Source organism: Paramylibacter kogurei (assembly GCF_002742285.1).
GTDB classification, from domain to species: Bacteria; Pseudomonadota; Alphaproteobacteria; order Rhodobacterales; family Rhodobacteraceae; genus Amylibacter; species Amylibacter kogurei.
Window position 1 is genome coordinate 66,815 of the sequence record NZ_MDGM01000014.1, and the last position, 24,486, is coordinate 91,300.

25 protein-coding genes and 1 tRNA gene are annotated in these 24,486 nt (G+C 49.5%); 14 read left to right on the plus strand and 12 right to left on the minus strand.

The features are described 5' to 3' along the window. Positions 1-7 precede the first annotated feature (7 nt). Positions 8-1,210, plus strand: coding sequence for a 3-deoxy-D-manno-octulosonic acid transferase (locus BFP76_RS12985; protein ID WP_099594381.1), 1,203 nt, complete (start codon positions 8-10; stop codon positions 1,208-1,210). Continuing rightward, the gene (gene lpxK / locus BFP76_RS12990) at positions 1,210-2,175 is read left to right on the plus strand and encodes a tetraacyldisaccharide 4'-kinase (protein WP_099594382.1); all 966 of its coding nucleotides are present in this window, start codon (positions 1,210-1,212) and stop codon (positions 2,173-2,175) included. The genes BFP76_RS12985 and lpxK overlap by 1 nt, the downstream gene beginning before the upstream one ends. On the opposite strand, the gene BFP76_RS12995 is transcribed toward lpxK, so the two are convergent. Genes BFP76_RS12995 through BFP76_RS13005 form a run of 3 tightly spaced genes read right to left on the minus strand, consistent with a single transcriptional unit; the run spans position 2,172 to position 4,562 of the window. Next, entirely contained in the window at positions 2,172-3,308 is a 1,137-nt protein-coding gene (locus BFP76_RS12995) for a CaiB/BaiF CoA transferase family protein (RefSeq protein ID WP_099594383.1), read from the minus strand. The genes lpxK and BFP76_RS12995 overlap by 4 nt on opposite strands. Positions 3,309-3,311: 3 nt before the next feature. Next, the gene (locus BFP76_RS13000; RefSeq protein WP_240514063.1) at positions 3,312-4,010 is read right to left on the minus strand and encodes a DsbA family protein; all 699 of its coding nucleotides are present in this window, start codon (positions 4,008-4,010) and stop codon (positions 3,312-3,314) included. Between the two features lie 12 nt (positions 4,011-4,022). After that, complete coding sequence (locus tag BFP76_RS13005) at positions 4,023-4,562, minus strand: DUF721 domain-containing protein (protein WP_099594385.1); 540 nt, start codon at positions 4,560-4,562, stop codon at positions 4,023-4,025. A gap of 80 nt (positions 4,563-4,642) precedes the next feature. On the opposite strand from BFP76_RS13005, the gene mutY reads away from it, so the two are divergent. Then, positions 4,643-5,719, plus strand: coding sequence for an A/G-specific adenine glycosylase (gene mutY, locus BFP76_RS13010; RefSeq protein WP_276307916.1), 1,077 nt, complete (start codon positions 4,643-4,645; stop codon positions 5,717-5,719). Further along, positions 5,716-6,846 carry an alkane 1-monooxygenase gene (locus BFP76_RS13015; protein WP_099594386.1) on the plus strand — a complete coding sequence of 377 codons (1,131 nt, stop codon included), beginning with the start codon at positions 5,716-5,718 and terminating at the stop codon, positions 6,844-6,846. The genes mutY and BFP76_RS13015 overlap by 4 nt, the downstream gene beginning before the upstream one ends. Positions 6,847-6,942: 96 nt before the next feature. Here the strand turns inward: BFP76_RS13015 and BFP76_RS13020 are convergent, their stop codons facing one another. From BFP76_RS13020 to BFP76_RS13030, 3 genes are all read right to left on the minus strand, one after another. Beyond that, entirely contained in the window at positions 6,943-8,049 is a 1,107-nt protein-coding gene (locus tag BFP76_RS13020; RefSeq protein ID WP_099594387.1) for a site-specific DNA-methyltransferase, read from the minus strand. A 93-nt stretch (positions 8,050-8,142) separates the two neighbouring features. Then, positions 8,143-8,892, minus strand: coding sequence for a ribonuclease HII (locus BFP76_RS13025; RefSeq protein ID WP_099594388.1), 750 nt, complete (start codon positions 8,890-8,892; stop codon positions 8,143-8,145). After that, positions 8,858-9,259: a hypothetical protein gene (locus tag BFP76_RS13030; protein WP_099594389.1), complete on the minus strand. Its 402-nt coding sequence runs from the start codon at positions 9,257-9,259 to the stop codon at positions 8,858-8,860. The genes BFP76_RS13025 and BFP76_RS13030 overlap by 35 nt, the downstream gene beginning before the upstream one ends. Before the next feature lie 161 nt (positions 9,260-9,420). Here BFP76_RS13030 and BFP76_RS13035 point away from each other — a divergent pair, with 161 nt between their 5' ends. Together BFP76_RS13035 and BFP76_RS13040 are read left to right on the plus strand one after the other, a co-directional pair. Further along, complete coding sequence (locus BFP76_RS13035; protein WP_240514065.1) at positions 9,421-9,741, plus strand: hypothetical protein; 321 nt, start codon at positions 9,421-9,423, stop codon at positions 9,739-9,741. Next, positions 9,719-10,408: a winged helix-turn-helix domain-containing protein gene (locus BFP76_RS13040; protein WP_420818672.1), complete on the plus strand. Its 690-nt coding sequence runs from the start codon at positions 9,719-9,721 to the stop codon at positions 10,406-10,408. Before BFP76_RS13035 ends, BFP76_RS13040 begins: the two co-directional genes overlap by 23 nt. Here BFP76_RS13040 and BFP76_RS13045 read toward each other — a convergent pair. Continuing rightward, positions 10,392-12,269 (minus strand): monovalent cation:proton antiporter-2 (CPA2) family protein, encoded by a 1,878-nt coding sequence (locus BFP76_RS13045; RefSeq protein WP_099594391.1) that lies wholly within the window; start codon positions 12,267-12,269, stop codon positions 10,392-10,394. The two genes, BFP76_RS13040 and BFP76_RS13045, sit on opposite strands and share 17 nt — an antisense overlap. A gap of 192 nt (positions 12,270-12,461) precedes the next feature. Here BFP76_RS13045 and BFP76_RS13050 point away from each other — a divergent pair, with 192 nt between their 5' ends. Both BFP76_RS13050 and BFP76_RS13055 read left to right on the plus strand, forming a co-directional pair. After that, positions 12,462-12,890: a hypothetical protein gene (locus BFP76_RS13050; protein ID WP_099594392.1), complete on the plus strand. Its 429-nt coding sequence runs from the start codon at positions 12,462-12,464 to the stop codon at positions 12,888-12,890. 107 nt (positions 12,891-12,997) lie between these two features. Then, on the plus strand, positions 12,998-13,468 hold the full coding sequence (locus BFP76_RS13055; RefSeq protein WP_099594393.1) for a Dps family protein: 471 nt from the start codon (positions 12,998-13,000) through the stop codon (positions 13,466-13,468). Here the strand turns inward: BFP76_RS13055 and BFP76_RS13060 are convergent. The 4 genes from BFP76_RS13060 to BFP76_RS13075 form a co-directional block, all read right to left on the minus strand. Then, positions 13,460-13,702, minus strand: a complete 243-nt coding sequence (locus BFP76_RS13060) for a DUF1289 domain-containing protein (protein WP_099594394.1) — start codon at positions 13,700-13,702, stop codon at positions 13,460-13,462. The two genes, BFP76_RS13055 and BFP76_RS13060, sit on opposite strands and share 9 nt — an antisense overlap. Positions 13,703-13,712: 10 nt before the next feature. Further along, entirely contained in the window at positions 13,713-13,889 is a 177-nt protein-coding gene (hemP, locus tag BFP76_RS13065) for a hemin uptake protein HemP (RefSeq protein WP_099594395.1), read from the minus strand. 175 nt (positions 13,890-14,064) lie between these two features. After that, positions 14,065-15,438 carry an MATE family efflux transporter gene (locus tag BFP76_RS13070; protein ID WP_099594396.1) on the minus strand — a complete coding sequence of 458 codons (1,374 nt, stop codon included), beginning with the start codon at positions 15,436-15,438 and terminating at the stop codon, positions 14,065-14,067. Between the two features lie 74 nt (positions 15,439-15,512). Further along, positions 15,513-16,202: a GntR family transcriptional regulator gene (locus tag BFP76_RS13075; RefSeq protein WP_099594397.1), complete on the minus strand. Its 690-nt coding sequence runs from the start codon at positions 16,200-16,202 to the stop codon at positions 15,513-15,515. 158 nt (positions 16,203-16,360) lie between these two features. Here BFP76_RS13075 and BFP76_RS13080 point away from each other — a divergent pair, with 158 nt between their 5' ends. The 6 genes from BFP76_RS13080 to BFP76_RS13105 all read left to right on the plus strand — a co-directional run bounded on the left by BFP76_RS13080 (position 16,361) and on the right by BFP76_RS13105 (position 24,327). Further along, complete coding sequence (locus BFP76_RS13080) at positions 16,361-17,437, plus strand: ABC transporter ATP-binding protein (RefSeq protein ID WP_099594398.1); 1,077 nt, start codon at positions 16,361-16,363, stop codon at positions 17,435-17,437. Positions 17,438-17,442: 5 nt separating this feature from the next. Then, positions 17,443-18,444: an ABC transporter permease gene (locus BFP76_RS13085; RefSeq protein WP_205661463.1), complete on the plus strand. Its 1,002-nt coding sequence runs from the start codon at positions 17,443-17,445 to the stop codon at positions 18,442-18,444. A 12-nt stretch (positions 18,445-18,456) separates the two neighbouring features. Continuing rightward, positions 18,457-19,338: a carbohydrate ABC transporter permease gene (locus tag BFP76_RS13090; RefSeq protein ID WP_099594399.1), complete on the plus strand. Its 882-nt coding sequence runs from the start codon at positions 18,457-18,459 to the stop codon at positions 19,336-19,338. A 26-nt stretch (positions 19,339-19,364) separates the two neighbouring features. Beyond that, the gene (locus BFP76_RS13095) at positions 19,365-20,933 is read left to right on the plus strand and encodes an extracellular solute-binding protein (protein WP_099594576.1); all 1,569 of its coding nucleotides are present in this window, start codon (positions 19,365-19,367) and stop codon (positions 20,931-20,933) included. Between the two features lie 73 nt (positions 20,934-21,006). Then, complete coding sequence (locus BFP76_RS13100) at positions 21,007-23,328, plus strand: DUF4962 domain-containing protein (protein ID WP_099594400.1); 2,322 nt, start codon at positions 21,007-21,009, stop codon at positions 23,326-23,328. A gap of 117 nt (positions 23,329-23,445) precedes the next feature. After that, positions 23,446-24,327: an NAD(P)-dependent oxidoreductase gene (locus tag BFP76_RS13105; RefSeq protein WP_099594577.1), complete on the plus strand. Its 882-nt coding sequence runs from the start codon at positions 23,446-23,448 to the stop codon at positions 24,325-24,327. Between the two features lie 49 nt (positions 24,328-24,376). On the opposite strand, the gene BFP76_RS13110 is transcribed toward BFP76_RS13105, so the two are convergent. After that, a tRNA-Arg gene (locus BFP76_RS13110) sits at positions 24,377-24,453 on the minus strand. Positions 24,454-24,486 lie beyond the last annotated feature (33 nt).

Below are 24,486 nucleotides of genomic sequence, written 5' to 3' on the forward strand. Positions count from 1 at the left end.
TCATCGGATGACAGCGGTTGGTGATCAAGCGTCGCATCGTGCACAGCGCGAAGGCCGACCAACCCTGTTACGCCCGACAGGGGCGTTGGTGTGGATTCACTTTGAAACCGCAAGCGAAGTCATCGACAGCGCCGAATTGGTGCGTTTGTTGCAAACTTCGCAGATGGCGCCGTTTGTTTTGCTAACCACCAATGAAGATAGCGCCGTCGAACATCTTCGCCGTAAATTGCCACATGGAACGGTTCACCAATATTTGCCGATTGATCAACAAGGTTTTGTTGTTAAATTTTTGGATTATTGGCGCCCAGATTATTGCATTTGGCTGTCGGATACGATGCAGCCCAGTATGTTAAATACCGCGCATAAACGCGGGGTGAAATTGATTTATGCTAATGCAAATCCACCACAAGTTTCACGATTAAAACGTTTATTTCCAAATAGATACACAAATTTATTAAAGCAGTTTCAAAAAATATTACCGATTTCAATTACGGCGGCGAACCGCTGTGCCGCATTGGGTGTTGCGGCAGAAAACATGACCGTAATGCCCGCGTTAAAATCAGGTGGCGAAGCGTTAAGATGTGATGAATCAGAACGTGCGCATATCGCGAAATCCATTGGTGGACGCCCGATTTGGTATGGCATCGGTGTGCGCCATGATGAACTGGAAATGATCATTGCGGCGCAAAAATTCACAGCACGGCGTGCGCAACGATTGCTGTCCATCATTCAGCCAGCCCATACCGATACATTGGCGGATTTTAAACAACGGTTCAAAGATGAGGGTTTCATCGTACATCGTCGATCCCGTGCAGAAACGCCCAAGCCAGAAACACAGGTATATTTGATTGATATACCCGAGGAAGAGGGGCTGTGGCTGCGCATTGCGCCTGTAACCTATATCGGATGTAGCTTTGACAAGGCGCGTGAATTTGATCCGTTAAAGGTGGCGGCACTTGGCTCTGCGATTATACATGGGCCAGAAATGAATTTTTCTCAAATTTCTATCGCGCGTCTGCAACGGGCGAATGCCACGCGTGCAATTGCCAAACCAGCCGAATTTTCAGATGCATTGGCCAATGTGATCGCGCCTGATGTGGCGGCCGAATTGGCACAGGCGGCGTGGCTGACGACGTCGATTGGGGCGGAAACAACCGATTATTTGTTTGAATTGATCCAAGATTATTTGGTTGAAAAGGAAATCGCGTGATGAAACCGCCCCGATTTTGGTTTGCTGATACAACGGGGATATACGCGATGGCATTGCGCCCGTTATCCGTGCTGTATCAATTCGTGTCCAATCGACGCTGGACACGCGGCGCACATCGCAAGGTTTCGGTTCCGGTGATTTGCGTTGGCAATATCAATCTGGGTGGGACAGGTAAAACGCCAACATCAATTTATTTATCTATGAAATTGAATGGGTTGGGGCGCGACGTTCATTTTGTCACCCGTGGATATGGTGGAAAATTGCAAGGGCCCGTTCAGGTGGATATCAATCGGCACAGTGCGGATGACGTGGGTGACGAACCGTTGTTATTGGCAGGGTTTGCACCAACCTGGGTGGCCAAGGATCGCGGTGCTGGCGTGGATGCGGCAATTGCGGCGGGGGCCGAATGCATCATTTTGGATGATGGGATGCAAAACCCCGCGATTGCCAAAGATTTAACCATCATGGTGGTGGATGGCGGTGTTGGGTTTGGCAATGAGCGCATTTTCCCCGCGGGCCCATTGCGTGAACCCGTGCAATCTGGTTTGCAAAAATCAGATTTTGTTTTGGTTGTGGGCGATGGCGCGGTGAGATTTCCAACCGATGCGCCCCCCGTTTTATCGGGTGCATTGCAGGTGTTGCAAACGGGCATGGATTGGGCAGGAATGCGCGCACTGGCATTTGCCGGAATTGGGCGGCCCGAAAAATTTTATAACAGCCTGCGATCAACGGGTGCGGATGTTGTGCAGACGCGTAGCTTTGGCGATCACCAAAAGCTGCCCGTTGCGATATTGAAACGGCTGGAAACCGAGGCATGGCAATTGGATGCACAGCTTGTCACCACGGAAAAGGATGCAGCACGGCTTCCAAGTGATTGGCAACAAAAGGTTTTAACCTTACCTGTGCGAATGAACATCGCAGATGAAGAACCGTTGACGGCGGCACTTGCTGCGCTGTTTGACTAATCTTTTTTCAAAACGTCTTTGGTATGTTTCCCCAACCGTGGTGATGGGGTGTTTTGTGTCATGTCAGATTGCGAAAAACGTATGGGATTACGGATAGATGGAACACCATCCAAATCCAATTGCAGACCACGTGATTGCACCTGTGGATCGGCAAATACCTCTGCCATATCATTGATTGGCCCCGCGGGGACGCCGTTTGTTTCACATGCTTTTAAACAGTCTGATTTGCTGATTTTTTCCAGCTCTGCTTGCAGCATCGGCACGAGTATATCGCGATGTTCAACGCGTGCTTGATTGGTGGCAAAACGCGGGTCCTTTGCCAGATGGTCAAGGTTCAGGATCGCGCAAAGTTTGGCAAATTGTCCATCATTGCCAACGGCCAAAATCACATGCCCATCGGATGTGGCAAACACACGGTACGGCACGATATTTGGGTGATCATTGCCACGGCGTTTTGGTGCCACACCAGTGGTTAAAAAATTCATGCCCTGATTGGCGGATACGGCGGTGCAGACATCCAAGAGCGACATATCAATATGTTGCCCACGCCCTGTTGTTGCACGGTGCGCCAATGCGCCCTGAATGGCGATCACACTGTAAAGCCCTGTGAACACATCCGTAACCGCAACGCCAACCTTTTGTGGTTGGCCGTCAGGTTCACCCGTGTAGGACATCAGCCCGGCCATGCCCTGCATCAAGAAATCATATCCCGCACGATTGGCATAGGGGCCGGTTTGACCAAAACCTGTGATAGAACAATAAATTAGACGGGGATTTAAATGTGAAAGTGATTCAAAATCGAGCCCATATTTTTTCAGACCGCCAACCTTGAAATTTTCGATGAGCACATCTGCATCCGCAATGAGATCAAGCAGTTGTTGACGCCCATCATCGGTTTTGAAATCCAGCACGACGGATTTTTTACCACGGTTACATGCGTGAAAATATGCGGCAGTTTTTTCGCCATCATGCTCAATAAATGGTGGCCCCCATGTGCGGGTGTCATCGCCAGATGGGCTTTCGATTTTTATCACCTCGGCGCCCAAATCGGCCAAGGTTTGCCCCGCCCAAGGACCCGCAAGGATGCGGGCCAGCTCGATGACTTTGATACCGTTGAGCGGGGTGTTGTTCATGGATTATTCAGCGATTGCGTTTAATTTTTCCGCAAGCTGTGCATAAGACATGTTGCCATTTGATTCACCATTGATGATCAATGTTGGCGTCGAACGTACATTGTCCGCCTCTGAATTTTTCTGATAGGTGGCAACCAATGCTTCTGCGTGGTCTTTGTTTTGCAAACACTGTTCCATTTGCGCATCGTCCATCCCCGCAATGCGCCCGATTTTATAAAGGTTCTGTGCAATCGTTGCACCATCGTCACCAGCGGTCCATGTTTGTTGGGTTTTGAAAATCATATCGGCCAGACCGAAATATTTATCTTCGCCACCGCAACGCGCCAACATACCGGCCCAAAGACCTAGGCGATCAAAATACACTTCGCGGAACACGAATTTTACCTTGCCTGTGTCGATAAAGTTTTTCTTGAGGTCTGGATAAACATTTTCGTGGAATGTGCGGCAATGGGGGCACGTGAATGACGCATATTCAACAATGGTAATTGGCGCATCTGGATCACCCAGCACCATTTCAACGACTTCGTTATTCGCAACAGGTGTATCGGCCATTGTATCGGTTGAATCAGCGGTGGTTGTGGCCTGCGCAATAACGGTTTGTTCTGGTGCAACCGTATCGGATGCAGAAATTGAGCGAATGGCAAAACCACCAGCAGCAATCAATACGATCGCAGCAATAATCATTGGAAAAGTACGTGACATAAAGGTTCCCTTTTATTGTCCCCGACGGGATAGAATGTTTTTGCCCAAAAGTTCCAAGGCATCTTTCAGGGCTGTATCTGCCACATCTTTGACAGATGTTTCAATCTGTTCGATCTGAACTTTGGACAACTCTTTGTGTTTAGGTTTGTGTGCAAATTCGGATTTGGGCTCTTGAAACCCGCTGCCAAACCCCGTTGGGGCGGTTTGGGTCAATGTAATACGGGCAATTGCGTTGTATCCGTAGCATGAATTAACCCGTTCAATGATCTGTGGAATTTGCATTTGCAACATCGGCGCATTTGCGCCGTTACACAACAACGTCAGGTTCGCACCGAACCCTTGTTTGGAATATCCAACCTTGATCGGTTGCGCGATGGCGGCGATTTGTACGCCTGCGATTTCTGCCCATTGCGTCAACAGGCGCGTTTCTGCGAATCCGCGTTTTTCACTGGCGGCGCGAATGCGTTGCTGTAACAACCCGCTGGTTTGCAAAAATCCACGGCTTTTGCGTTTGGGGGCTGTGCCCGATTTTGATTGTGATTGACGTGCCATGGTGATCCGTTGCTTTGCTGTGGTATCTTACGCGTGATTGCGTATTTTGCCAGTGAATAAGGCGTGAAGGGCACGGAATTTTGGATCAAAAGCAAGACAAGAGCGAAATTTTGCTGGCGTGGTATGATGAACATGCCCGCCTGATGCCATGGCGTGTGCCACCCGAACAACGCAAATTGGGTGTGTTGCCCGATCCATATCATGTGTGGCTGTCAGAGGTGATGTTGCAACAAACCACTGTTGCAGCCGTGCGCGATTATTTTGTGAAATTCACACAGATGTGGCCAACGGTTGGTGATTTGGCGGCCGCCGATGATGGCGATGTGATGGCGGCGTGGGCGGGGCTAGGCTATTACGCGCGGGCGCGCAATTTGTTGAAATGTGCACGGGTTGTTGCATATGATCTGGGGGGTGTTTTTCCGGATAATGAGGCGGCGTTATTAAAATTGCCCGGCATTGGCCCCTATACCGCCGCCGCGATTAGCGCGATTGCCTTTGATATTCCCGCAACCGTTTTGGATGGCAATGTGGAACGGGTGATGGCGCGCCAATTTGGCGTGATGGAACCACTGCCCGATAGCAAAGAGGCGTTGCGCAAACTGGCCGCATCGCGCACGCCTCAAAACCGAGCGGGCGATTATGCGCAGGCCGTGATGGATTTAGGGGCAACCATTTGCACGCCGCGCTCGCCACGATGTGGGGTATGCCCGTGGGCACAAGGATGTAAGGGCCGCGAGCAAGGGATTGCGCCGCAGCTTCCAAAGAAACGCAAAAAAGCAAAGGTTCCAACACGGGTGGGTGTTGTTTATGTGGCGCGACGCAATGATGGTGCATTGTTGATGGAACAACGCCCAGACAAAGGATTGTTGGGTGGCATGATGGGCTGGCCTGGGAGCGAATGGGCAGAAACGGAGGCCGAACAGAATGCGCCCATGAATGCCGATTGGCGCAGTTTGCCTGAAACCGTTCGCCATACATTTACCCATTTTCATTTACATCTTAAGGTTATGATCGCAGATGTTCCCAGCGATGCCGCACCGTTTCGCGGCGTATTTGTTGACAGGGAACGCTTTGATGCCAATGCTTTGCCAACGGTGATGCGCAAAGTGTGGAAAACAGCCGCACCAGCATTGGTTGAAACAGGACAAGACATATGAACCGACCCAAAGATATATCGCTGTTACGCAATGCGTTGCCGTTTTGGATCACGTTGTTGACCTTGGTTTTGCTGGGCGTTTCGGCTTATCTGGGCGGGTGGTGGTTGTTACTGGTTTACCTGAACACTTGGATATTGATCGGCGCACTTGATACGTTCGAAGGATTATATACCGCCAATGCCGACCCACAGACCGATGATGCCAGCCTGTTTTGGTTTCGCTTGATCACCATCATTTGGTTTCCGTTGGAATTTATCGCCGTGTTTGCCTGTATCGCAGCGGTGACATTTGGCGATTATACGATGTGGGAAAAAATTGCACTGATGGGGAGCATGGGGATTATTACGGGATCTGTTGGGATCGTGTATGCCCATGAATTGATGCATCAAAAATCCAAGCTGGAACGCCACATGGGCGATGGTTTGATGGCGCTGGCATTATACGGGCATTTTCGATCCGAACATTTACTGGTGCACCACCGATATGTCGGCACACCCAAGGACCCTGTGACCGCACGTTATAACGAAGGGTTCCATCGGTTTTTCCCGCGCGTATTGATTGGGTGTTTGCGATCAAGTTGGGCGGCCGAAAAATCAATGTTGGCACGCAAACAATTGTTATGGTGGCATAAATCCAATCCATTTTGGAAATACGCAACATTGCAGGGCGCATTTTTGTTGATTGCCTTTGCCATTGGTGGCCTGGCTGGCGTTGGGTTTTTCATATTCCAAGCCGCAATTGCCGTTTGGCAGTTGGAATTGGTGAATTATGTCGAACATTATGGATTAACCCGCAAACATTTGGGCGATGGAAAGTATGAACATACCAAGCCGCAACATTCATGGAATGCCGCGCATAAGATTTCCAACTATTTTTTGCTAAACTTACAACGCCATTCTGATCATCATTACAAACCAGATCGGCGATACCCGTTGTTGCAAAACTATGATGATGATGCCGCGCCGCAATTGCCCCGCAGCTATCCGATCATGACATTTCTGGCGATGATCCCACCTGTTTGGAAACGGGTGATGAACCCGCGCGTGCGTGCGTGGCGTGCACAGTTTTATCCAGAAATCACCGATTGGCATGCCTATAACAAGGCAGAAAACCCGATGCCCAGATAGCAAAAAGCCCCGCCAAAAATAATGGCGGGGAGTTGGGCTAGTATCTTGGGGCGCAAACCCCAAGACGGCGGTAACTGAAAGATCTGTTACGTAAATTTAGGCGGTCATTTCTGCGCGAATTTTTTTGCGCAGCATGTCAATTGGAATGGCTTCGCCACGTTTTTTGAAACACCAATATGTCCAGCCATTACAGCTTGGCGCACCTTCAAGTGCGGCGCCAACCTGATGGATAGAACCGCGTTGATCATGTGCAATCAACGTGCCATCGGCGCGAATTTTTGCGCTGTGACGGCCATTTAGGGAATAAAGTTGATCCCCTGGTTTCAACATGCCGCGTTCGACAACTTGGCCAAATGGAACACGTGGTTCGGCGCGTTTTGATGTGGAAACCTTGAGCGATTCCGCATCACATTCTTTGATCGCGCTGATGCGTTTTTTCGCAACCTTGCGATAGGCTTCTTCGCGTTCAATCCCGATGAATTTGCGGCCCAGCTTTTTGGCAACCGCACCTGTGGTGCCCGTGCCAAAGAACGGATCAAGGATCACGTCACCCTCATTGGTGGAACCAATAATCACGCGGTGAAGCAATGATTCAGGTTTTTGTGTCGGATGCGCCTTGTCGCCATTTTCATCTTTGAGGCGTTCATTGCCATTACAGATCGGTAAAACCCAGTCAGAGCGCATTTGCACACCGTCATTCAAGGCTTTCAAAGCTTCGTAATTGAATGTGGGTTTGGATTTTTCGGATTTACCTGCCCAGATCATCGTTTCATGTGCGTTGGTTAAACGCACGCCACGAAAGTTGGGCATTGGGTTGGTTTTGCGCCAGATGACGTCGTTCAAAACCCAGAAACCTGCATCCTGTAACGCGGTCCCGACGCGGAAAATGTTGTGATAGGAGCCAATCACCCAAATTGCGCCATTTGGTTTCAGGATGCGGCGCGCGGCCTTGAGCCATGCGCGGGAGAATTCATCATAAACCTTAAAGCTATCGAATTGATCCCAATGGTCGTCCACGGCGTCCACTTTGGAATTATCGGGGCGGTGCAATTCGCCTTTGAGCTGAAGGTTATAGGGGGGATCTGCAAAGATTAGATCGACACTATTTTCAGGCAGCGCATTCATCACATCAATGCAATCGCCGTCAATAATCTGGTTTAACGGCAGAGTCTTACTGCCTGTTTTATTTGTATTTTTTACCATGTCTGCCTCGTATTGCGCGTTTTCGCGTCATTAAGGCTAAAATGAGTCAAATAGGATTCTGGGTCAATTCGTTTTTAATTTTGGCGTTATGTTTCAGTTGGTTACAGAATTACCCTTATACAATATATTGTGTATGGGTTTGAACGAACGTCTATGGTGTGGGGTGACGCCCAGATTTTGGAGGCCAAGCTGATGCATTTTTGTCCCATATCCCGCGTTACGTTCCCAGCCGTAGCCCGGAAATTGTTGCGCTAAATCACCCATCAGACGATCACGCGTGACCTTTGCAATGATCGAAGCAGCGGCGATTGATGCCGATTTTGCGTCGCCCTTAACCACGGCCTGTGCATCCATCGACAGGTTCGGCGGAATTTTATTCCCATCGATCAGCGCAAAATCGGGTGTGATCGCCAGCCCAGCCACCGCACGTTCCATCGCACGAAAGGTGGCCTGTAATATATTGATGCGGTCAATTTCGTCGACTTCGACATGGGCGATGCTGATTTGAGCGCAATCATGAATTTCTTCAAACAATGCCGCGCGCCGTTTCGCGCTCAGTTTTTTGGAATCGTTTAATCCAGTGGGAATGTTATTGGGATCAAGAATCACAGCACAGGCCGTAACTGGCCCCGCCCACGGGCCGCGCCCAACCTCGTCCACGCCAGCGATTGTTTTGATTGCGGGGTTGGATTGCATCAAAGCGGTTTCAATTGAAAAATCTGTCATGAAATCCGCATAGCGCGATTTGCGCAATAAGGATAGGGGCGCCAAGTATGACGCCCCTTTTGCCTGTATGTTCTGCCTCTGATTAGTGTTTATGTCCGTGTGCTTTGCGAAAGCCATGTTCAACACCTTTGCGACAATCGTGTTTGTGGCCAAAGTTTTTTACATGTCGCGAGTTGCGCCCATGAACATGATATTCACAACCGGGGCGATTTCCTGGGTGATAATATCCCGGTTTTTGGGGGCGTTGATGTGTGTATCGCGGCGTGGCCGGATATCTGTGTGGTGTGGCCGTGTGATTGTGACGATACACAGGTGCCGCTTGTTTATCGTCACGCGATTTTTTCGCGATCACGGCGAGCACACCCGCACCCAATAAGAATGCAGCCAGTTTTTCAGAATCACTTGCGGCGCGTGCCGCGCTGCCCGTGCTGGTTGTTGCGATGGCGGCGATGACGCCAGCGGTAATGAAAGATTTAATGCTCATGTCGTGTCCTTTCGATGTGCCTGCTCGGTTTCAATTCAACGCAACGGGGTGTTGCGCCGTTGAGATAAATTTTGGGCAAAGCGGGATGTCAGGCAATGACGAGCCTTTGTTATCGAATATCATTGTGCGAAATTCAGTGCGTTATTGAATAACGGATCAAAATGCGCCACCTGTTGGGTATGAAACACAAAACATCCATATTCGCGATCGCAACAAGCATCGCCCTGATGGCACCAATGGCGGCGACTGCGGCCTGTTATGCCGATTACAAAGCGAAACGCGCAGGCGAAGGTTTGCGCTTGCATTACGGCGTTATTGAACTGTCGGACAATCTGTGCGGTAATCCAAATGCTGCGAAACGTACGATTGAAAATCGTGTGGCACGCGACGGTTGGACGGTACTGCGTGTGATGTCCACATTTGATGAATCAGGGCTTGGCCCACGGCGAAAGGATGCGGGTGAATATTTTCTTAAATACTAAATCGCCCAAGGGTATTGCGCTGATTGGCAGCGGTATCGTGATTGCGCTATTGTTTGTTGCATCGTTGATATTGTTCATCAGCCTGCCAGATGCGAATGCATTTAATGATCGGGTGGAACAGATATTTGTGCAAAACGATGCGCTGACCACCACGGAATCAGTGAAACTGTTGGAGGTGTTGGCACAATCTGGCACTGCGTTTGCCGATGTGTTGCAAGGCTATCGTTTTATCATTTTCGTTTTGTTGGTTTTGGCATCGGCATTATTGCTGGCGGCATTGTATTTTTTGTTGAACAATTACGGGCTTGCGCGACGCGTATCGGAAATTGAGCGATCTGGCATTATGATCAACAGCCTGATCATCAATCGCGAAGAACAGGTTGTTTATATCAATAATATGGAATTCGAATTGACCGAGGCCGCGTGTGAAACGCTTTCTGTGTTATGCGAAGCGCGTCTGGATGACGAGGTGATGACAGGTGCCGATATGGAGGCCATGATCACCGGTAAAAACAGCATTGATTGCGACGAAGCATCGGGTGCAACCCGGATCAAACGGTTGCGCGATCATCTGGGCAATCAGATCGTCAGCCAGTTGTTGATTAAAAACATCAGCCGCAAGGGATATATATTATCCATCGACAAAGACGTTATTCGGATGCTTTAGGCTCTGTTTCTTCATCTGGTTTTTGGTCAACGAATTTCGCCAAATTGGCCAAGAACCCTGTGTGAAAATCCGAATTAATTTCTATCGCGCGTTCGATATAAGCCTTGTTTTTTTCTGTCGGGATATTGGGGTCCCACAATTCAGCCAATTCCGCCAATGCGCTTCTGTCGGATTTGACAAAACTTTCTGCCGCCATGTCGATATCAAACGGTGCCCAATCCATTTGTTCCAACATGTATTTGCTGGCGCGAATGGCGCTGTCGAATGTTTCGCGCACGATGTCATTTGCGCCCGCTTGATACAATTCATAAACGTGATTACGATCATACGCCCGTGCGATGATATGCACATTGGGGTTTACCTTTTTGGCGTGTTTTACCAAGTTGACGGCCGCCTTTTTATCATCCACAGCGACAATCAGAATTTTCGCATCAGGCAGGCCAGCGGCGTGCATTAATTCAGGGCGGCTTGGGTCGCCAAAATATCCTTTTACACCAAAGCGGCGCATATTATCGATTTGATCAATATGGTGATCAATCACCACGGTTTTAATTCCAGCGGCAAGTGCCATGCGATTGATTACTTGGCCAAAGCGGCCAATGCCGACGATGATCACTGTGCCCTGTTCATCAATTTCATCCTGTTCTGGTGCGTGGCTGGTTGTTTTATGCACGGCCAGTTTATCAAACACGATAAACAACAGCGGGGTGAACAACATCGAAAGAGCAACGATTAAAGATAGGGTTTGTGACAATTCCGTTGGGATCACGTTATTCGTCACCGTGGTGGATAACATGACAAATCCAAATTCACCCGCCTGCGCCAATGACAGAGCAAATAGCAATCGATCACGGCCTCTGATTTTGAACAGAACGGCGAGCACGTATAAAACCGCACCTTTGATCAACATCACACCCAATGTCATGCCAATGATGGCAAAGAAATTCCCAAACAACAGCGTGAAGTTAATCCCCGCACCAACGGTGATAAAAAACAGGCCGAGCAATAACCCCTTGAACGGTTCAACATCGCTTTCCAATTCGTGGCGAAATTCGCTATTGGCCAAAACCACGCCTGCCAAAAATGTCCCAAGCGCGGCAGATAGCCCAACCGTCGTCATCAACAATGCGATGCCAACAACCAGCAACAACGCTATTGCCGTGAACATTTCGCGCAAATGTGCCTTGGCGATGAACCGAAATATGGGGCGCGTTAGGTAAACGCCCATCAAGATCACCGCAATCACTGCGGCCACGGTCACAAGGGTTACGCCCCATGCGGGCAATCCATCTGTTAGGCTGATCGCGCTTCCATGATCGCCGCCATGCGCGCCGGCATTATGTAAACCAGGAATGGCGAGCAATGGTACCAGCGCCAGCATCGGGATCACGGCGATATCTTGGGATAACAGAACCGAAAAGGCGGATCGCCCACCTTTGGCGTTCATTAATGATTTTTCATTTAGGGTTTGGACAACAATCGCGGTGGAGGATAGCGAGAATGTTAAACCAATTGCGAGGCTGACAGACCAGATTTGGCCCAGCGCCAAACAGGCCCCCATGATCGCAAGGGTGGTCAATGCCACTTGCAATCCGCCCAGACCGATCAATCGGTGGCGCATATCCCATAATGCGCGTGGTTCCAATTCCAGACCAACCACAAACAGCATCATCACCACACCAAATTCTGCGAAATGCTGTAAATCTTGGGTTTCTGATCCAACAAGGCCGAGCACGGGGCCGATTAAAACGCCAGCAATCAAATACCCCAAGACCGAACCAAGCCCTGCACGTTTTGCCAGTGGCACCGCGATACATGCCGCAGCGAGGTATATAGTTGCCTGTAGTAGAAAAATATCCATGCCGCCTGGTTCCTTGTTTTGGCACCATCTTAACGTGAGCGGAATCAGAAACAAAGCGATATGCATCGGTGTATGGATATGAACCTGTTCTAGCCTGATAAGTCTTGCGAGGACATGGTTTTTTCATCATTGCCTGAGCATTTTATATCTGATAAATATACTCAGGAATTATTGAAACGGTAAGAATCCATAATGTCTGCTTTGTTGAAATACGAACAACCCGTTGCGCGCGAAATCGTTGATTATGGTTTTGCGGGCGACGAAATCGCGTTCCTTAACAAGCTGCGGTTAACTGCGATGCGCTGCCGAAGCTCTGCGCGGCTTGATATGTTTGAGGCATGTCGGTTGGTCATGAATGTGGATGGGCAAAACCATGATATCGTGATCGAAGCATTGCTGCGCACCATGTATCAAGGTTTGAATAAAACGCCTGTATTTTTATCGCCAAACTCCGAAGAATTGTCATTTGATGAATCTTGGTTGCTGCGTTGTGTTTGTGGAAATCGGGACAAGGATTACGGATCGGTACGGTTTTTAATCGCACGGCGGGTGGCGCAACCTTATCAGCGTTCCATGGCGTTTTTGATTGAAAAAGTGTCCGAGTGTTTAACTCAAGTTTAGAATCATTCTAAAAACATTGGACATTTGATTTTGCTTTGATATGGTTGGCAGAAGGAAGCCAGCCAAACGCCAGCCACCTATTTTCACAAAAATTTGGGATACACAGAATGGCACAAACAGCAACAGCACTGAATTCATCAGCGAAACAAGCAATCGCAGGGGCGCTTAATCAATGCGTCGCTGAAACTTGTGTGACAACAATGTTAGCACAGAATTTCCATTGGAACGTCAAAGGCATGGCCTTTGGTCCATTGCATGATCTGTTTCAAAAAATCTACGAAGATCACTTTGTTGCCCAAGACGATTTGGCAGAACGCATTCGTGCGCTTGGTGAATATGCCGAAGGTACACTTGCCGGTATGATCGAACGATCCAAAGTGAGCGAACAGTCGGGCAAAGCATCAGATGTTGAAATGATCAAAATGATGTTGGATGCCCAAGAAACCTTGGCCGCAACCATCGGTGGTGCGGGGCAAATCGCAGCCGAAGCAGGTGACACACTGACAGAAGATTTGTGTATCGCACGTGGTCAAACACATGAAAAATTCGCCTGGTTCTTGCGTTCGCACCTAGGCTAACGGATTTGGCGAACCCTTTTTGCGGCACTTCTTATCGTAGGCTTCGCGCCAGTGAGAGAATTGCCCTAATTGGGTTTGCTGCACAACCAACATTTCAATAAACGCAATTTGGTGTTTGGGCTTTTTAAGATTTTTAAGCAGCGATTTTTGCGCTTTGGTCATCGAACAAGCAATACAGTGTCCTTGGCGTTTGTATTTGCAAACATCGACACAGGGCGAAGGTACCTTTGGCATTTGTGACGGCCTACTTGGTTAAGATGAGCTTGTTTTGCCGCGTTTTGCGCAACGTATATACCTGCCCATCAAGCACAAGATGCGCCGTGTTCAGATCGCCCAACACGTGATCAACGTCATAGGTTGGCACATTGCTTTGATTGAGCGGTATTTCTTTTAACTGCAAATTTTGCGCGCGCTCGCTCATAAGATTGCTCCATCGGTCGATCTGTTTTGTTGATAAGGTCATTATCTGACTAAATTTATCGGAATAGTCAATGTTATTACTTGATAAATTTACTTGGTTAAGCGTGATCTGCTGTGAGCATCATATGGAATGGGACATTGCGTGAAATTCAGGGTGCGTTAATCATGTCAACTGATCACGCCGCCACGTCAGAGCGTTTCCAATCCCCCCGCCACAGGCGGCGGTGGAAAACGGGGAATTTCAAAACCTCTTCCCAAAGAAAGAGCGACAAAATCCAAAAGGCAGGTGCATTGAAATAGAGCACCAATATGGCCGTTGCGGGTACGCGGAACGCCCATTGAGTCCACACAAATATATGCATGACATAAACAGTGTCACCAGCCGCGCGCAGGGTGTTGCCACAAATTGCATTGGTGGCGCGAGGGAACTGAATGATCACGAGTATTGGAAGAAAGCCGAATAAAATCGCGCGGGTTTCGAGTTCAAGGTCGGGATATATCCAATCGAGCGACAGGCACATGATCAAGAAAATGATTGCTACGAGTCCCGCCGCAACAAAGGCGCCTTTCCATGCTTGCGATAGAAAACGATCCAATACGTCCTCTGATGTGTGCTTGCCCAAAAGCTGAGCCACCAAAATCCCTGTGGCCTGTGTCCATTGCATTGCGACTTGGCCGGTCAACATGTTCCACGGTGCAATCAGTGTCATGGCGGCAAATCCGTTTAGGGACATATTTGCGTAAATCAATGAACAGACATGCGTGGCAAGTGTTGCGCTGACAAAGGTGGCGGCAATTGGTAGCGCAAAACGGATGTGGCGTTTCAATGTTGGAACAAAGGTTTGATTATGCCAGCCCACGACACGCATTAACGTACCATTCGTTTTGAGTAACAGCGCACTCCAAAACAAGGTTTGAACGGTGATGGCCAAGGCGCTGCCCATCGCGGCGCCCGCGACCCCGTATGCGGGCAATCCCCAATATCCATGAATGAGCGCGATGCTGGCAATGACATTGATTGGTACAGAAAGGAGATAGCCATAAAGCGGGAGTTTCGACCGGCTGCACCCGTTAAAAAAGCTGGCGATGCTCTGGCCGATAGCCTCGCCGAAAATAACGATGGTGAAAATCGCCAGATAAGATTCGGCCTGAGTGGCGATCGCGACGGATGGCGCCAGCGCGGCGATCAGGGTGCCACCCCATATGAGGATAAGACTGACGCCGATGATGCCGATGCTAATGCTCACCGCGAGCCCAGAGATCAGCGCCGATTTTAGATAGACCGCATCACCGCTGCCAAACGCTTGGGCGGTGCGGATTTGCATGGCGTGGGAAAAGGCGAATATAACCCCAAGCACGATCCCACCCAAGGCCGCGGCCAATCCCATTGCCGCCAAGGCACCTTCACCCAATGCAGAGAGCAAAAAACCGTCGATTACCACGGTGCCGTGTAAAAAGATCGCCTTTAGCGTCATTGGCCAAGCGAGCGCAAAAACCTCTTTTGCGCCTGGTGTGGGCACTGAATCTGATTGCATTGAATTCGTGATCATGGATCGATTCCGTAACTACAGGTCGCCTTACGGTCGAGCCATGCTGAGGCCACCTTGAATCAAGGGTTTTGATCCTATGATGTGCGCTCAAAATAATTTGCGTTTGTCTCTGTGATGCGCGCGATTGTGCTATCAAGGCGCGATAGATGTTTCATGCCAAATTCGACCGCCTTTTCGCCATCGTTGGATTTGATGGCCGCAGCGATGTCGCGATGATCGCCAACCAGTTCTGGCATGCGCTGTTCTTTTTCCATTCCCAGCATACAAAGCCGATCCACCTTGGCCTTTTCTTCCAGAATGACCTCATAGGCATATTCAACCTTGGCAATTTCGCACAATACTTTGTGAAAACTATAATCCAATTGGCCAAAACGTTCGACGTCCTTGATTTTGGCGGCAGCCTCTTGTTGGAGCAATTCCCCATCCAATCGCGCAGCGCCCATCGCATCACAATGGAGCGCGGCACGGCGCAGCACATCAGCCTCGATCGCTGCGCGCACAAAACGGGATTTTTCGATTTGGCGCATGGAAAACCGACGTACTTCGGTGGCGCGCTGTGGGCGGATGAGCAAAAGATCAAGATTGGCAAGGCGGCTGAATGCGTCCCGCACGGGTTGGCGTGATACGCCGAACTCTGCCGCGATTTCTGCCTCTGATATCTTATCGCCAGGTTTTAATCGAAGCGACGTAATCTGTTCATGCAAATAATCGAACACGTCATCGACACTGGTACGACGTTCACTTTGAGCAATTGCTGGCGGCATCGTTTCACCCCTCCCGATCTCGATTCCAACTGACCTTAGCAAAAATCAAACTGGAATACCAGACTAGTATTTCAGTTATTAGACTAGTATACTAGTAATAATTGGCGATTCGTCGCGAGGTTAGATGCCCGTTTGGGCAGTGCCAATGGGAGGAAAATATGTCGGGTGTAAACCTAAACGGTATCGTAAAATGTTACGGTGCAGTCGAAGTGGTCCATGGGATCGATTTGACGGTGGCGGAAAAGGAATTTGTTGTTCTGGTCGGCCCGTCAGGGTGTGGTAAATCCACAACCTTGCGCATGATTGCAGGGCTTGAGGAGATCACTGCGGGTGATCTCACGATTCATGAACGTCGGGTCAATCGCATCGCCCCCAAAGATCGTGATGTGGCCATGGTGTTTCAGAACTACGCGCTCTATCCCCATCTGAATGTTGCCGACAATATGGCCTTTGGGTTGCGCATTCGCAAAATGCCCAAAGATGAAATCAAGACGACCATTGAAGACGTCGCTGGGATATTGGGGCTTACTGAATATCTTGATCGCCGCCCTGCTGATCTGTCGGGTGGTCAACGTCAACGGGTTGCCATGGGGCGCGCGATCGTGCGTCACCCAAAGGTTTTCTTGTTTGATGAACCTCTTTCCAACCTTGATGCCAAACTGCGCACCCAGATGAGGGCTGAAATCAAACGGTTACATAATCGTCTTGGTGTGACTTCGGTTTATGTGACCCATGATCAGGTTGAAGCGATGACATTAGCGGATCGGATTGTCGTGATGAACGATGGTCGGATCGAACAGGTTGGCACACCCATGGAATTGTTCAACAATCCCGCCAATACCTTTGTTGCTGGTTTCCTTGGCTCTCCGCCGATGAATCAGATTAAAGGGACTTTGACACAAACTGGTGCACAGGTTGGCGATACGGAAATTAAGATAAGCGGTGCGATGAACGGCCAAGCAGGTCGTGATGTAATCGTGGGTATCCGTCCAGAACATATCACGCTAAAGGCCAGCAAGAATACGTCTGCGTTGCCCATCGATCTTGATCTGGTTGAACCGTTGGGTTCAGAGGCCTTGCTTCATGGCCGTCACGACAATGTCGAAATGGTATTCAAGGCCGACACTGATGGCGACATTGCACATCTGTCAGGTGTGAATGCGGTTCATATTAACCCCGATTTGGTCAAGCTGTTTGACGCTGAGACTGGTCGTGCACTGAACTTTGGGGCTTGAGTCAGATGGCGGAGGAACACACCACAGCCGCGGGCCAACCCATTCAAGAGGCCGTAATCGAGGCGCAAGAGGCGCAGCGCATGCCGCCGAACGATGGCCGCTGGACCCGACTTTTCGATCATTTCAAACGCGAATGGCAGATCTATGCAATGCTGCTGCCTACGATTATCTGGTTTCTGGTTTTTCTGTATAAACCTATGTATGGGCTGCAAATCGCGTTCAAAGATTACTCGATTTTCAGAGGTGTTGCGAATAGCCCTTGGATCGGACTTGAACATTTTCAGACATTGTTCTCGAATGATCAGTTCCTACGTGCCATCGGAAATACCATCAAGATTAGTGCACTAAACCTGATCTTTGGTTTTCCTGCACCAATCATACTGGCGCTGATGTTCAACGAAGTTTTGCATGCGAGTTACAAACGCACAGCGCAGACCATCGTTTATCTGCCGCATTTCATTTCATCGGTTATCATCGCTGGTATCGTAATCACCGCATTTTCACCCACCGCTGGTATCGTCAATACGATCATCGGTTGGTTTGGGCTTGATCCGGTTTATTTCCTAACCCAGCCCCAGTGGTTCCGACCGATTTTCGTGGGAACGGGCATCTGGCAAGAGGCAGGCTTTGGTTCCATCGTGTTCCTTGCGGCCATCGCCGGTGTTAACCCATCGCTATATGAAAGCGCTGTGGTGGACGGGGCAAACCGCTGGCAAATGATGTGGAAAATCACCATTCCATCGATCCTGCCAACGATTCTGATCATGCTGATTATTCGGATCGGCAATGTCATGGAAGTGTCTTTCGAACTGGTAATTTTGCTCTATCAGCCAGCGACCTATGAAACCGCCGATGTGGTCAACACTTGGATTTATCGCCAAGGGCTTCAGTCTGGCCAATATGACCTTGCCGCTGCGGGGGGCCTGTTCAACGCCTTTGTTGCATTTGTTCTGGTTATGACCGCTAACACCTTGTCGCGCCGTTATTCGCGCACGTCACTTTGGTAGGAGGATGCCGCTATGATGAAATGGAATCTCTACTCTCGCGGCGATAAAATTTTCGCCATTGCGGTCTCTGTCCTGATTGGGATGTTTACGGTGGCGACGCTCTATCCGTTTATCTACATCGCTGCGGTGTCGTTCAGTTCGGGTTTTGCGGCACAGTCGGGTAAGGTTGTGTTCATGCCCATTGACGCCACGATAGAGGCTTACGGTTATATCATTAACGATCCCAAGTTTTGGCGCTCTTACGGCAACACGTTTATCTATACGATTGGTGGCACCATCATGAGCATGTTGTTCATTATTCCCGGTGCTTACGCGTTGTCGCGTCCACAGCTTAAGGGGCGGCGGTTTTTCAACCTCTTTATCGCGTTTACGATGTGGTTTAACGCAGGCCTGATCCCGTTTTTCCTGAACATGCGTGATCTTGGATTGTTGGATAGCATGTTTGGCATCATCATTGCCTTTGCGGTTAATGCCTTCAATATCATTTTGCTACGAAACTTTTTTGAAGCGATACCGCAAAGCTTTGAAGAAGCGGCACGTATGGATGGGGCCAATGATTTTCAGGTTCTTTGGAAGGTGTATGTACCGTTATCCAAACCCGCAATCGCAACGATTACACTGTTTTGCATCGTGTCGCGCTGGAACGGGTTTTTCTGGGCGATGGTTCTGTTGCAAAGCGAGGAAAAAATCCCGCTACAGGTTTTCCTGCGCCACACAATCGCAAACTTGAGCGACAATGACGAATTCGCCATCTTGCAAACGGCGGCTGGGTTCAGCGCCGAAACGGTGACCGCTGCCATCATTGTCTGTTCGATTATTCCAGTTCTGATCGTCTATCCGTTTATTCAGAAATACTTTGAAAAAGGCATCCTGCTTGGGGGTGTGAAAGAATGATGAAATCGCAAAAGGGAGGAAACCACATGCGTAAATTATGCCTAGCCGCGGCTTTGTTTGCAGGAAGTGCAATCACGACGCCAGTCTTAGCTGATGATCACCTTAAGATCGTCGAAGGTGATCCATTAGAATTGACCATTCAGATGAACCACCGCGCCTATCCAATCTACGAAGAATCTTGGCCAGTTGAACAACAGGCGCGCCAATGGACCAATGTCCATCTGGTGGATGTGACGGTCGGTGCGAACATGCGCACAGATTCTGAAAACACCGGCAACACAGAAGCGTTGAACCTTATGCTCGCATCCGGTGCAATTCCAGACATTGTTGGGTCTAGTCGTATCAGGGATTTTGTAAATCAATATGGCCCAGAGGGTGCGTTCGTTCCACTTAACGATCTGATTGCAGAACATGCACCGAATATCGCCGCTTATTATGCGCAACGCCCCGACATCGAAGATGCGGTAAAAGCGGCCGATGGGCAAATGTATTACGTACCTTATTTGCCAGATGGTAAATATGGCCGCGCCTATTGGATTCGTACCGATTGGTTGGATGCACTTGGTTTGGAAGTGCCCCAAACCGTCGAAGAATACGAAGCTGTTTTGCGTGCCTTTAAAACGCAAGATCCCAACGGTAACGGTGAAGCGGACGAAGTTCCATTTTTTGCACGTCAATGGCCAGAGCTGATCCGTCTTGTAACCCTTTGGGATGGTCGCGCACATGGCTCTGACACTTACCACGACTTTTTGGTTGAAGAAGGTAAGATCAGCCACGGATATATCGGCGAAGGTTATCGTGATGGTATCAGCAACTTGGCGCGCTGGTATGCCGAAGGTTTGATTGACGCAGAAGTCTTTACACGCGGAAGTTCGGCGCGTGACTTCTTGCTGTCTGAAAATCTTGGTGGTTCTACACATGACTGGTTCGCATCAACAGGTGGCTATAATAGCCTGTCGAGCGAGATTGACGGGTTTGAATTCCGCGCAATGGTGCCACCTGCATCGCCGAGCGGTAAGCGCGTCGAAGAGCATCGCCGTATCCTTGTGAAACCAGATGGTTGGGCCATTGGGCACACCAATGAAAACGTGGTTGAAACCATCAAATATTTCGACTTTTGGTTCACCGAAGAAGGTCGTCGTTTGGCCAATTTTGGTGTCGAGGGCACGCATTACAATATGGTTGATGGCAAGCCGATCTTTACCGAAGCTTTCCTGAATGCAGGCCCAGTAAATCGTTCGCTCAATCAGGTTGGTGCACAGCTTCAGGGCCGTGGTTATTTCCAAGATTACAACTACGAAATCCAGTGGACGAATGAATTCGCCCTCGAAGGCATCGAGTTGTACGAGCAGGGTGATTACCTCATCCCCGACTTCCTTGGTGTGGCATTTACCTCTGACGAACAGCAAGTCTATGACCGCACTTGGGGTTCGATCCGTGACTACATGCTTGAGCGCCAGCAAAGCTGGATTTTGGGCAATGGTGATGTCAATGCGGACTGGGATGCCTATCTCGCGAAGCTAGACGAAATGGGTCTTCAGGAACTGCTTGTTGTTATGCAGTCCGCCTATGATCGCCAATACGGCAAAAACTAAATCCTCCCTCTTGGGGCGGCGATGTGCGTCGCCCCGAGCTTAACTCTTTCTAGTCACGCAGGAATACTGACCGATGTCGGCAACCACGCTTCCAAAGCTCGATGAAACCAAGGCCGGGCGTTTGACAATTCAATACAGCCCCTCTTCAGAGACTGACGTTGTGGAAAACCCGCCGCGTTTTACGTGGATCCCCGAAGTTGACGATGACGCCCGCTATGTGCTGCGTCTTTCATCCGCCCCCAAATTCCCCAAGGGGAAAACGCGAGTCTATGAAAACCTGACATTAAATTTCTTTACGCCTGACGAAGTTTTGGATGCTGGCAACTACCATTGGTCCTATACCACGTGGGATGCAGATAATTGCGCACCGTCAAGCAATTGGAGCAGCACTCGCAGCTTTACCATTGCAGATGGGCTTGCAGAAACACCGTTGCCATCACGTGATGCGCGGTTTGCAAAGGTAGCAACAGATCACCCCCGCCTGTGGTTGACATCTGATCGGTTGGGCGATTTTAAGAAAGCCGTCAAAGCCGATCCAGATCATTGCACTTGGTCAACCTTTTACGAAAAATCTGTTCTACCTTGGATGGATCGTGAAATTATTCGCGAGCCGGCTGGCTATCCCAATCATCAACGAACAGCGCCAATTTGGCGCCAAACCTATATCGACTTGCAAGAGGTTTGGTATGCGATCCGTCATTTGGCCATCGGTGGCAAAGTTACGGATGATGCAGCGATGACCGCCCGTGCCAAGGAATGGCTTCTTGAGGCGGCAAGCTGGGAACCAATGGGTGTTACATCGCGCGCATACACAGATGAATGGGCGTATCGTGTTTGTAATGCACTGGCTTGGGGTTATGACTGGCTTTATGATGATCTTTCAGAGGACGAGCGCAAAATTGTTCATGACGCGTTATTGGAACGTACCCGTGATATTGCCGAACACGCCATACTGAATGCGAAAATTCACCTCTTTCCATATGACAGCCACGCGGTACGATCCGTGTCGTCTTGCATTATTCCAGCGTGCATTGCGCTCCTGCACGAAGATGAAACCGGACAGGCGCGGGATTGGTTGAACTATTCAATCGAGTTTCTTTATACGGTGTATTCCCCGTGGGGCGATGCTCAAGGCGGCTGGGCCGAAGGGCCGCATTATTGGATGACAGGGATTTCGTATCTTTTGGATGCTGCCAATTGGTTGAAATCCTATACGGGTCTTAACGTTTATGATCGGCCTTTTTTCCAAAACACTGCCGATTTCCCGCTTTTCACCAAGGCTCCCAATACGCGTCGCGCAACATTTGGTGACGACAGCACAATGGGCGATCTGACTTGTATCAAAATTGGCATGAACCTTCGCCAATTTGGAGGTGTTACGGGCAATGGCGCCTATCAGTGGTATTGCGATGAAAGTCATCGCCAGAATCCTGGAACCGAAGGTGATTTTTACAATTGGGGATGGTGGGACACACGTTTTGACGAATTGGCGTTCCGCACGGACTGGCCATCGGTAGAAGCAACACCACCCGCAAGTGGTTTTCGCCATTTCAAAGGTGTTGGATGGGTTGGTATCCAGCATGCCATGGCCGATCCGAACGAGCATATTCAATTCGTGTTTAAATCCTCTCGCTTTGGTTCCATCAGCCACAGCCACGGCGATCAAAATGCATTTTGTTTGGCCGCATACGGCGAAGATTTGGCGATCCAGTCGGGTCACTACGTCGCTTTTAATTCCAGCATGCACCGGAACTGGCGCCGCCAGACTCGTTCGAAAAATGCAATCCTGATCAATGGTAAAGGCCAATACGCAGAGAAAGACAAAGCCAAGGCATTGGCTGCCAATGGTCGTATAATTGCCGCCGAACAACGTGACGATCACATCTATATCTGTGGCGATGCAACACCTGCTTATCAGAGCTTGTCTCCAGAAGTGACCAGCGCTGTGCGAGAGGTTTATTTCGTGCGCAATTCCTATTTCGTTATCATCGACAAGGTGGACGCAGAAACGCCTGTCACTGTTGATTGGCTTTTGCATGCCAATAATCCCTACAACCTTGGTAAATCGTCATTCCGCAACACGGGCGAAAAGGCAGGTTTTTATGGTCAGGTGGTCTGGTCCGAGGGCGGTAAGCCCGAAATCACACAAGAGACCGGCTTTCCCGGAGTTGATAAATCAGACTTCGAAGGTCTTCCTGTCAGCACTTGTCTAACGGCTCACTATCCGGCCAACACGCGCCACAGGATCGCGACATTGCTTGTGCCTTATCGGCTTGATGCGCCAAAGCGGGTATTCAACTTTATGGATGACCAAGGCTATGACGCCGATCTGTATTTTACTGATTCCGATGAACATACGTTCAAGGTCGTGATGAAGAAACTTGCAAACAGTTAACAATAACGCAGAGAACGATATGACTTAGGTCGAAGGTACACTAGGCCGTCTTTGCGCCAAAGCACAAAGATTAAATAGTTGAATACCGTTTTCGAAGATCAAAAAGGAGCATATATCATGACCAAACCCGTAATCGGTTTCATTGGCCTCGGCCTTATGGGCGGTAACATGGTGGAAAACCTTCAGACACGGGGGTTTGAGCTTGTCGTGATGGATCTGAACACTGATGCGGTTGATGCCGTTTTGGCGCGAGGGAATGCCAAATCGGCGACATCGCCCAAGGAATTGGCACAGGCCAGTGATATTGTGATGCTCTGCCTCACCACATCAGAAGTGGTCGAAAAAATCGTTTATGGCGAAGACGGCATTCTTGCAGGCATAAAAGAGGGCGCAGTGCTGGTCGATTTTGGAACATCTATCCCAGCCTCAACCCGCAAGATCGGTGCAGACCTTGCCACAAAAGGTGCTGGTATGGTTGATGCGCCATTGGGTCGGACACCTGCACACGCCAAGGATGGATTGCTCAATATCATGGCCGCAGGTGACAAGGTTCATTTTGATAAGGTGAAGCCAGTATTGGGCCAACAAGGTGAAAACGTTTTTTATCTCGGTGCGCTTGGGGCGGGACATGTGACAAAATTAATTAATAATTTCATGGGCATGACATCCGTTTGCACGATGAGCCAAGCCTTTGCCGTTGCCGATCGTGCCGGTGTGGATCGCGCACAACTTTATGAGATCATGTCAACAGGTCCGTCCAATTCACCGTTTATGGGTTTTTGCAAAAATTACGCCGTTGATGGGGTTAGTGATCTGGGTTTTTCAATCAATAACGCAAACAAAGATTTGGGTTATTTCCTTAAAATGGCAGAGGGATTGGACACACGTGCAGAGATCGCCGAAGGCACTTCGCGCAATCTTCAAGCGGCTGTCGATGCGGGGATGGGTGATGGAAACGTGCCCGAAATATTTGACTATTTCATGACGCTTAAAAGCTGATCCAAAATCCAACAAGGTTACCAATCTTCTGATTTTAAAAAACTATCCTTGGTGACCCCGGCAGGATTCGAACCTGCAACCTGCCCCTTAGGAGGGGGCTGCTCTATCCAGTTGAGCCACGGGGCCATGCCGTGCAAAAGCCATAACCAAAACAATTTT

Coding starts and splice junctions, on each gene's coding strand:
- BFP76_RS13045 (WP_099594391.1), bottom strand. CDS start 12,269: ATGGATATTTTTCTACTACAGGCAACTATATACCTCGCTGCGGCATGT.
- BFP76_RS13000 (WP_240514063.1), bottom strand. CDS start 4,010: ATGTCACGTACTTTTCCAATGATTATTGCTGCGATCGTATTGATTGCT.
- lpxK (WP_099594382.1), top strand. CDS start 1,210: ATGAAACCGCCCCGATTTTGGTTTGCTGATACAACGGGGATATACGCG.
- hemP (WP_099594395.1), bottom strand. CDS start 13,889: ATGAGCGAGCGCGCGCAAAATTTGCAGTTAAAAGAAATACCGCTCAAT.
- BFP76_RS13080 (WP_099594398.1), top strand. CDS start 16,361: ATGTCGGGTGTAAACCTAAACGGTATCGTAAAATGTTACGGTGCAGTC.
- BFP76_RS13005 (WP_099594385.1), bottom strand. CDS start 4,562: ATGGCACGTCAATCACAATCAAAATCGGGCACAGCCCCCAAACGCAAA.
- BFP76_RS13105 (WP_099594577.1), top strand. CDS start 23,446: ATGACCAAACCCGTAATCGGTTTCATTGGCCTCGGCCTTATGGGCGGT.
- BFP76_RS13070 (WP_099594396.1), bottom strand. CDS start 15,438: ATGATCACGAATTCAATGCAATCAGATTCAGTGCCCACACCAGGCGCA.
- BFP76_RS13030 (WP_099594389.1), bottom strand. CDS start 9,259: ATGAGCATTAAATCTTTCATTACCGCTGGCGTCATCGCCGCCATCGCA.
- BFP76_RS13100 (WP_099594400.1), top strand. CDS start 21,007: ATGTCGGCAACCACGCTTCCAAAGCTCGATGAAACCAAGGCCGGGCGT.
- BFP76_RS12985 (WP_099594381.1), top strand. CDS start 8: ATGACAGCGGTTGGTGATCAAGCGTCGCATCGTGCACAGCGCGAAGGC.
- BFP76_RS13025 (WP_099594388.1), bottom strand. CDS start 8,892: ATGGCTTTCGCAAAGCACACGGACATAAACACTAATCAGAGGCAGAAC.
- BFP76_RS13055 (WP_099594393.1), top strand. CDS start 12,998: ATGGCACAAACAGCAACAGCACTGAATTCATCAGCGAAACAAGCAATC.
- BFP76_RS13020 (WP_099594387.1), bottom strand. CDS start 8,049: ATGGTAAAAAATACAAATAAAACAGGCAGTAAGACTCTGCCGTTAAAC.
- BFP76_RS13050 (WP_099594392.1), top strand. CDS start 12,462: ATGTCTGCTTTGTTGAAATACGAACAACCCGTTGCGCGCGAAATCGTT.
- BFP76_RS13085 (WP_205661463.1), top strand. CDS start 17,443: ATGGCGGAGGAACACACCACAGCCGCGGGCCAACCCATTCAAGAGGCC.
- BFP76_RS13035 (WP_240514065.1), top strand. CDS start 9,421: ATGCGCCACCTGTTGGGTATGAAACACAAAACATCCATATTCGCGATC.
- BFP76_RS13075 (WP_099594397.1), bottom strand. CDS start 16,202: ATGCCGCCAGCAATTGCTCAAAGTGAACGTCGTACCAGTGTCGATGAC.
- BFP76_RS13060 (WP_099594394.1), bottom strand. CDS start 13,702: ATGCCAAAGGTACCTTCGCCCTGTGTCGATGTTTGCAAATACAAACGC.
- BFP76_RS12995 (WP_099594383.1), bottom strand. CDS start 3,308: ATGAACAACACCCCGCTCAACGGTATCAAAGTCATCGAGCTGGCCCGC.
- BFP76_RS13095 (WP_099594576.1), top strand. CDS start 19,365: ATGCGTAAATTATGCCTAGCCGCGGCTTTGTTTGCAGGAAGTGCAATC.
- BFP76_RS13015 (WP_099594386.1), top strand. CDS start 5,716: ATGAACCGACCCAAAGATATATCGCTGTTACGCAATGCGTTGCCGTTT.
- BFP76_RS13090 (WP_099594399.1), top strand. CDS start 18,457: ATGATGAAATGGAATCTCTACTCTCGCGGCGATAAAATTTTCGCCATT.